Genomic DNA, 6987 nt, shown 5'->3' on the forward strand with positions numbered 1-6987 from the left:
GTGAATTCTTCTGCCGGAAATTTTTGTAATAATAAATTTGGCGCATTGAAGATATTCTGAGAAGTTGTATTGCAAAACAAATTTAAGTAACCTAAACTTGTCGGAAATCCCCAATTTATTTGTCTGTTTGCTTGCCATTGCCATTGCAAGCCTAACCTAGGTTCATTAAATTCGTCCGATTCTGCTGGAGCTTCTATTGGATATTTTTTACCAACATTTGGCTTTTTAAAAGTAGTAACAGGCTCACCAATTCCGTTTTTATCATAATCCTCGCCCATTACTGGCCAGTCGTTTACCCATTTCATTGGCTGGAGATGCAGAATTCGTCCATAGGCATCTTTATCTTGAAAATGAAAAAACCAATCTTCGCCTGTCTGAGTGGTAACCCAAGCGCCTTGATGCGGACCATTTATAGCGGTTGAACCTTGTTCTAGAACCTTCTTTTTTTCATAAGGTCCGAAAATATTTTTCGATCTTAAAATAGTCTGCCAACCTGTTGGAACACCTCCTGCAGGAGCAAAAATATAGTAATAGCCATTTCTTTTATAAAATTTTGGGCCTTCAATTGTTTCCTCGTCTTTGTGTCCGTCAATTACCATTACTTCATCATTATTAACAACGGTGCCTTCTGGATTCATGGTACAAACTACCAAAAGACTTTTAATTTGTGCACGACTTCCTGCAAAAGCATGAGTTAAATAGGCTTTCCCGTCTGTATCCCAAAGCGGACTGGGATCTATTAATCCTTTTCCTGCTTTTACTAAAAGCGGTTCAGACCACGGACCTTCTGCCTTTTTAGCTTTAATCATATAAATTCCGAAATCGGGATCGGGATAGTAAATGTAGAATTCATTTTTATGATAAGTAATACTTGGCGCCCAAACTCCATTTCCGTGTTGTACCCTATCGTAGGTTTCAAATGGCGGTTGTTTTACCAAAGCATGACCAATAATTTTCCAGTTTACCAAATCTTTAGAATGCAAAATAGGAAGACCTGGAATGCAATTAAAAGAGGAAGCAGTCATATAATAATCATCGTCTACGCGAACAACATCTGGATCTGAATAATCGGCATGGAGAATCGGGTTGGTATAAGTTCCGTCTCCATTATCTGATGTCCAAACTTGTGCGGTATTCTTCTGAAAAGGAATAATACAGAAGAGGAATACGATGATTTTTATGTTTTTCATTTTTAACTATACTTTTTGTTTAAACCCGACAGTTTTTTAAAACCTGTCGGGTTTGTAACTTACTTTTTCTTTGAGGAGTTACTTTGAGATGCTTCGACTTCGCTCAGCAAGACAAAGCTGAACATTCATCACTCATAACTCAAAACTCATAACTTCTAAAAAATTATCTATTTAACTCAATCGCAGCCAAAATAAATGGTCCTGTTGCTTTAGGATCGTTGTCTTTTTTTCTTTCGTTTACGTAATATTCGTAAGAACCATCACGGTACGGATTTCCACCTAAACCAGCTACTTGACAGCAGTTTGTTAGCGTGATTCCGCCATCTTCATCAACCTTTTTAATTAATACGGTAGTTAATCCGTCAAAAGCTTTGTTGGCTGCTTTCTTAAATTTAGCTGGCAAATACCCTTTGTTTGCACCTTTTGCAAAAGCGTATGAAAACATTGCAGATCCAGAAGCTTCTAAGTAATTGTCTTTTTCGCCACCTTTGTCTGTAACTTGATACCATAAACCTGATGATTTATCTTGAAATTTAAGAATTGCTTCTGAAGCATTGTTTAAATATTGAATCAGCTCTTTTCTTTTTGGATGATCTTTTGGCATGTAATCTAAAACATCAACCAAAGCCATTACGTACCAACCTAAAGATCTAGACCAGAAGTTTGGAGAGTTTCCTGTTTCTTTATTAGCCCATGGCATTTGTTTGCTCTCGTCCCATCCGTGGTACAATAATCCTGTTTTTGGATCTGTTGCTTTTAATTGAATTACTTCAAATTGTTTTGCGATATCATCAAAGCTTTTTCCGTTTTCAAATTTAGCGGTGTATTCAGCATAAAAAGGCTCTCCCATATACAAGCCATCCAACCACATTTGATTTGGATAGATTTGCTTGTGCCAGAATCCGCCACTTTGTGTTCTTGGCTGTTCTGAAAGCTGTTTACGTATTAATTGCAATGCTTTTAAATATTTATCTTCTTTTGAAGTTGCATAAACATCAAAAAGCAAGCGTCCAGGCAGTACTAAATCAATATTATATTTGTCGAATTCGTAAGTATTAATGCTTCCATCAGCTTGAACCAAAATATCTACATAACCTCTAACATAAGCTTTATATCTAGGATCTGGATTTTTTTTGTATAATTCTTCTATTGAATGCAAAACTAAAGCGTGAACATAATCCCACTTTGGTTTTTTAGCATCGTCTAGCATATAGGATTCTGGATGGCGTTTCATTAATGTTAAGGCCATTTTATCAGACCATTTCAGCTTCTTTCCTATTACAATATCTGTTTTTGCTGGCTCTTGCGATGTTACTTTACAACTTGTAATGGTCATAAAACAAGCCATCAAGATCGACATAAAATAACTTTGCTTTCTACTCTTTTTCATTTCAAAATATATTTAAATTCTACTATTTTTCTAATTCAATTGCGGCTAATAAAAATGCTCCAAGGCCTATTGCACCGTTTTCTTTTGTTTTGGAAATAAGATAATACGTGTTTGTTCCATCACGAAATGGTTTTCCGCCCAAACCTACATTTGATGAAACATTCAATATATTTACTTCTCCTTTTTTATCTACTTTCACAAATTCTTTTACAAAACTGTCAAATGATTTTTTTGCTGTTGATTTATAGCTTGAGGATAAATAACCTTTATTGGCTCCTTTTGCAAAAGCATAAATGATCATTCCAGACGCTGATGGTTCTACGTAATTTCCGTACAATTCTGGCTTGTCAGCAACTTGATACCAAAGTCCATTTTCGCTTTTATATTGATTCACATTTTTTGCCATCTGATTCAAGTAGCTTACCAAAACTTTATATTTTGGATGTGATTTTGGAAAATAATCTAACGTTTCAACCAAAGCAACCATATACCATCCAATTCCTCTACCCCAAATTGTCGGTGAAGTTCCTGTTTGTTTATCTGCCCACGCAATCTCTTTACTTTCATCCCAAGCTTGATATACCAAACCTGTTTTTTTATCTACAATATGATTTTGCACCAATTCAAATTGTTTAGCAATGTCATCTAGACTTTTTCCTTTTTCGTATTTAACAGTAAACTGTGCATAAAAAGGTTCTGCCATATACAAACCGTCAATCCACATTTGATTTGGATAAATCTGCTTGTGCCAAAATCCTCCGCTTGCCGTTCTTGGCTGACTTTCTAACTGATTTCGGAGTTGTCCAATAATATTCAAATAGCGAGAATCTTTTGTTATGCCATACAAATTAAACAGCAGTTTTCCCGGATTCAAACAATCAATATTGTATTCTTTAATATCATATTTCTTAATGTTTCCAGTACTATCAATCATTCCGTCTACATACTCTTTTATGTAGTTTAAGTATTTTTTATCGTTTGTTTTTTGATACAGTTTTTCAAAACCAGACAATACAAATCCCATTTTATAATCCCATTTAGGTTTTTCATTTCCGTCAAGCTGCCATGCTTGCGGATACTTATTTAAAATTGAAAGAGCTGTTCTTTCTGACCATTTTAAATCATAAGGAATAACTTTTGCTTCTCCATCATTTGGAGTCTGCCCAATAGTTTTAAAACCAAAAAGCATCAATAAAACAAATACTGTTTTTTTTAGATTAATCTTTGTTGAAAGAGATTTACACATAAAAATAAATTTTACTTTTTATTTAGCGGTTTCTAATAGTTTATCTAAGTTATTTAAAAATTTTATCTAAAAATTGCACGCTGTACGAGATTGTTTGTGTAAACCAAGGATCGTAAAACCAAAATGAGTGTGGAGAATCTGGAATGGTTTGTACTTCATTGTAGATTTTATAGCTGTTCAAGATCTTAATCATATCGTCTCTTCCTGCATGAAATCTCGGAATACTGCTACAGATGTATAATACTGGTGGCGTATTTTGATCTGTATGGCTCAACGCCGAAGCGTTTTTCCAGTTTTCTGGCATTTCGTCTGATTTTCCGCCTAACCAAAATGCTGCCATATCTCCTTCTGACGATTCTGGATGCTTGAATGCTAAAACTCCATCTAGATCTATGATGGCATGAACTTTTGAAGAAGAACGGCTTTTAAATTCTTTATCTTCAAAAAGCGGATTATTGTTTGTTGTACCAATCAAAGCTGCCATTTGCCCTCCCGAAGAACAGCCCAAAACCGCAATTTTGTTTGGATCTACATTAAATTTCACCGCATTGCCTTTTATAAATTTTATAGCGTTCTTGACATCAATAACTCCTTCTGGATATTTTGCTTCTAATGACAATCTGTATTCAATTGCAAAACAAGAATAACCTTTTGCAGCAATTTCTTTTCCTATAAACTGCATTTGATTTTTATTTCCCGATCTCCAACCTCCGCCATGAATCATAATCACTGCTGGATTTTTTTTCTTTTTTGTATTGATGAAAGCATCAAAGTGCAAAACACGATTTTGTTCTTTATTGTAAACTAAATCAAATGTTTCTTTAACCTCTGGATTTGCTTTTATTTCTGGAATTGTAATAAACGGATATTTCTTTATTAATTTAGTAAAAGTGCTTTTAATAGTGTACGACGTATCTACTTTGTACTGCTGGCTTTGCATTACAAACACATTCAAAAACAATACTATTATTAATTTTACTTTTTTCATTTTTTCTTTAATTCTTTAGTTAAGAAAGGAGTTCGACCTATAGTCAAACTCCTTTTTAACTACTTCAAAAAACATAGTTCTCAAAAAACTAACAAATTACTAATAACCAGGATTTTGAGGAAAATCTTTATTTTGGTTTAAATCCAAAACTGTTTGTGGTATTGGTCTTAAAATTTTAAGCTTTCCATCAACACCAACAAAATTTGCTTCTTTTATTTTATAATTATGAGCCGAAGCTCTTGCTACCAATGTTCCTGTACGTTTTAAATCGAACCAGCGTTTGTATTCTCCTAACAGTTCTCTTCCTCTTTCATCTAAGATATAATCAATATTAAATTGAGCTAAAGTTGCATTGGCAACTCCTGCTCTTCTTCTTACTTCATTTAAACGGTCTAATCCTGTTCCTGGATTTCCTGCTTTTAAATAAGCTTCTGCGGCAATTAAATAAGTTTCTCCAAGTCTCGAAACAATAATATCTCTTGTGCTTACTGGTCCTGTACTTGAAGGAGTTGTCGGATTTGCATCATCAAATTTCTTAACCGGAATAGTATAACAATCCAGGTTTTTAATTAAAGTATGTGCTGCCGAATATTCTCCCCAAGGGTGGTATACAAATGTCGCAGATAATCTAGAAGCATTAGCAGTCATCCAATCTGCTTTATCTGCTGCGGTAAACCATTTTGGCTCATAAAAATGTCTTACTTTTAATGAGGCTGGATTTGAACTTCTGTAGTACGGATAATATAAAATTGTCTTTGTAACTCCGTTTGTTGTTTCTGGTCCTTCTACAATTTCAGTCATAAAAGTAGCATTCCATCTTGCATCACCTTTTTCGTATAAACCTAAAGCATAATCTGTTGGACACAAATTATAACTTCTTAAAGGCGCTCCTGTTTCTGCTCCTCCTAAATAAGAACTGAAATAGTAAAACTGGTTGTTACCCAATTTTGTAGGATCTGTACTTGTTGAAGCCTTATCGTACTGTACTGAAAAAATAGTTTCAGCATTCAAATCGTTATCACCTGTTGCTGTTGTAACAAATAATTGATTAAATGGAATATTTAGGGCTTGTCCTGCAATTGCAGCATCGGCATAAGCAGCCGCTTTTGAAAAATCATCGGCTTTACCAAAAGTTTCATATCCTCTTGTTAAGTACACTTTTGCCAATAAATCGTTTACTGCTCTTTTGTTTACTTTTCCAGACGCACTGTAAGCAGCTGTTCCTACATTGGCCAAAGCAAAATCTAAATCTGCAATAATTTGTGTATATACTTCTTCTGCTGTGTTTCTGGTAAAAGATAAAACTGGAGTTGTTATGTTATCTAAAACAATTGGAACACCGCCATAAGTTTGCACTAATAAGAAATAAGCATTTGCTCTTAAAAAACGTGCTTCTCCAACAAGTGTATTTATATTTGCAGTTTGTTCTGTAACTGTAGAATAATATACGGTCTTGTTTACTGCTTGAATTTGCTGATAACAAGAATTATACAAATCTGCTACATTGTCTGAAGAAGGTATTAGCAGTGTATACTGGCTCAATCCTGCTGGTTCTGGAGTTCGTCCTTCAGCGTACATATCTGTTCCTGCTTCAAAAAGCCATGGGTTTCCGCCATAAATTCCTTTCAGCCAAGCATAATTTGTATTGACCAATAATTGAAATCCTGAGGCTGTTTTGTATGTCGCATCTGCCGGTACATAAGAACGGCTATCTTCTTCAATATAATTACTGCAAGAGCTTACAGCTGCAGCAATTATTCCTATTATTACTAGTATTTTTTTCATTTGAATATCTTTATTAAAATTTAACACTTAATCCTAATTGTGTAGTTACTGCTGCCGGACGGTTTACTCCAAAAGGAGAAGCTGCCCATTCTGGATCATAACCATCGAATTTTGTAAACACAAACGGATCTAAAACATTCACATAAATTCTGAAATTAGAGATTTTTAGTTTTTTCAATAATTCAGAATCTAAAGTGTAACCTAAAGATATATTTTTGATTTTCACGTAAGACACGTCTCTATAGTATCCAAATAAAGATGTCCAATAGGCACCTGCACCTGTGGCAACTGGTCCAGGTCTTGGGTTTGTAGTATTTGCATTGGCTTCTATACCTGCACCATTAGTTGGAATAAAGTAATCCATTGCTAATTTCTGACGTCCACGGTC

At 34.6% G+C, this 6987-nt stretch carries 5 protein-coding genes and 1 pseudogene; all 6 read right to left on the reverse strand.

Features of this window, described 5'->3' with window-relative positions:
* Positions 1-1190: glycoside hydrolase 43 family protein (locus B3J44_RS10890; RefSeq protein ID WP_286968471.1), on the reverse strand; the 1190-nt coding region annotated here is incomplete at its 3' end.
* A gap of 163 nt (positions 1191-1353) precedes the next feature.
* Positions 1354-2580, reverse strand: a complete 1227-nt coding sequence (locus B3J44_RS10895; protein ID WP_198857993.1) for a glycoside hydrolase family 88/105 protein — start codon at positions 2578-2580, stop codon at positions 1354-1356.
* Between the two features lie 22 nt (positions 2581-2602).
* Positions 2603-3826 (reverse strand): glycoside hydrolase family 88/105 protein, encoded by a 1224-nt coding sequence (locus B3J44_RS10900; RefSeq protein ID WP_286968472.1) that lies wholly within the window; start codon positions 3824-3826, stop codon positions 2603-2605.
* A 49-nt stretch (positions 3827-3875) separates the two neighbouring features.
* Positions 3876-4814, reverse strand: a complete 939-nt coding sequence (locus B3J44_RS10905; RefSeq protein ID WP_286968473.1) for an alpha/beta hydrolase — start codon at positions 4812-4814, stop codon at positions 3876-3878.
* 99 nt (positions 4815-4913) lie between these two features.
* Complete coding sequence (locus B3J44_RS10910) at positions 4914-6599, reverse strand: RagB/SusD family nutrient uptake outer membrane protein (protein ID WP_286968474.1); 1686 nt, start codon at positions 6597-6599, stop codon at positions 4914-4916.
* A gap of 13 nt (positions 6600-6612) precedes the next feature.
* Positions 6613-6987: pseudogene (locus B3J44_RS10915) on the reverse strand (SusC/RagA family TonB-linked outer membrane protein); the annotation flags it as partial.

Source organism: Flavobacterium sp. UBA4854 (genome assembly GCF_002399805.1).
GTDB classification, from domain to species: domain Bacteria; phylum Bacteroidota; class Bacteroidia; order Flavobacteriales; family Flavobacteriaceae; genus Flavobacterium; species Flavobacterium ginsengisoli.

What these genes read in the sequence shown, in the direction of transcription:
- B3J44_RS10900 (WP_286968472.1), bottom strand. Translation starts at nt 3,826, where the DNA reads ATGTGTAAATCTCTTTCAACAAAGATTAATCTAAAAAAAACAGTATTT.
- B3J44_RS10895 (WP_198857993.1), bottom strand. Translation starts at nt 2,580, where the DNA reads ATGAAAAAGAGTAGAAAGCAAAGTTATTTTATGTCGATCTTGATGGCT.
- B3J44_RS10910 (WP_286968474.1), bottom strand. Translation starts at nt 6,599, where the DNA reads ATGAAAAAAATACTAGTAATAATAGGAATAATTGCTGCAGCTGTAAGC.
- B3J44_RS10905 (WP_286968473.1), bottom strand. Translation starts at nt 4,814, where the DNA reads ATGAAAAAAGTAAAATTAATAATAGTATTGTTTTTGAATGTGTTTGTA.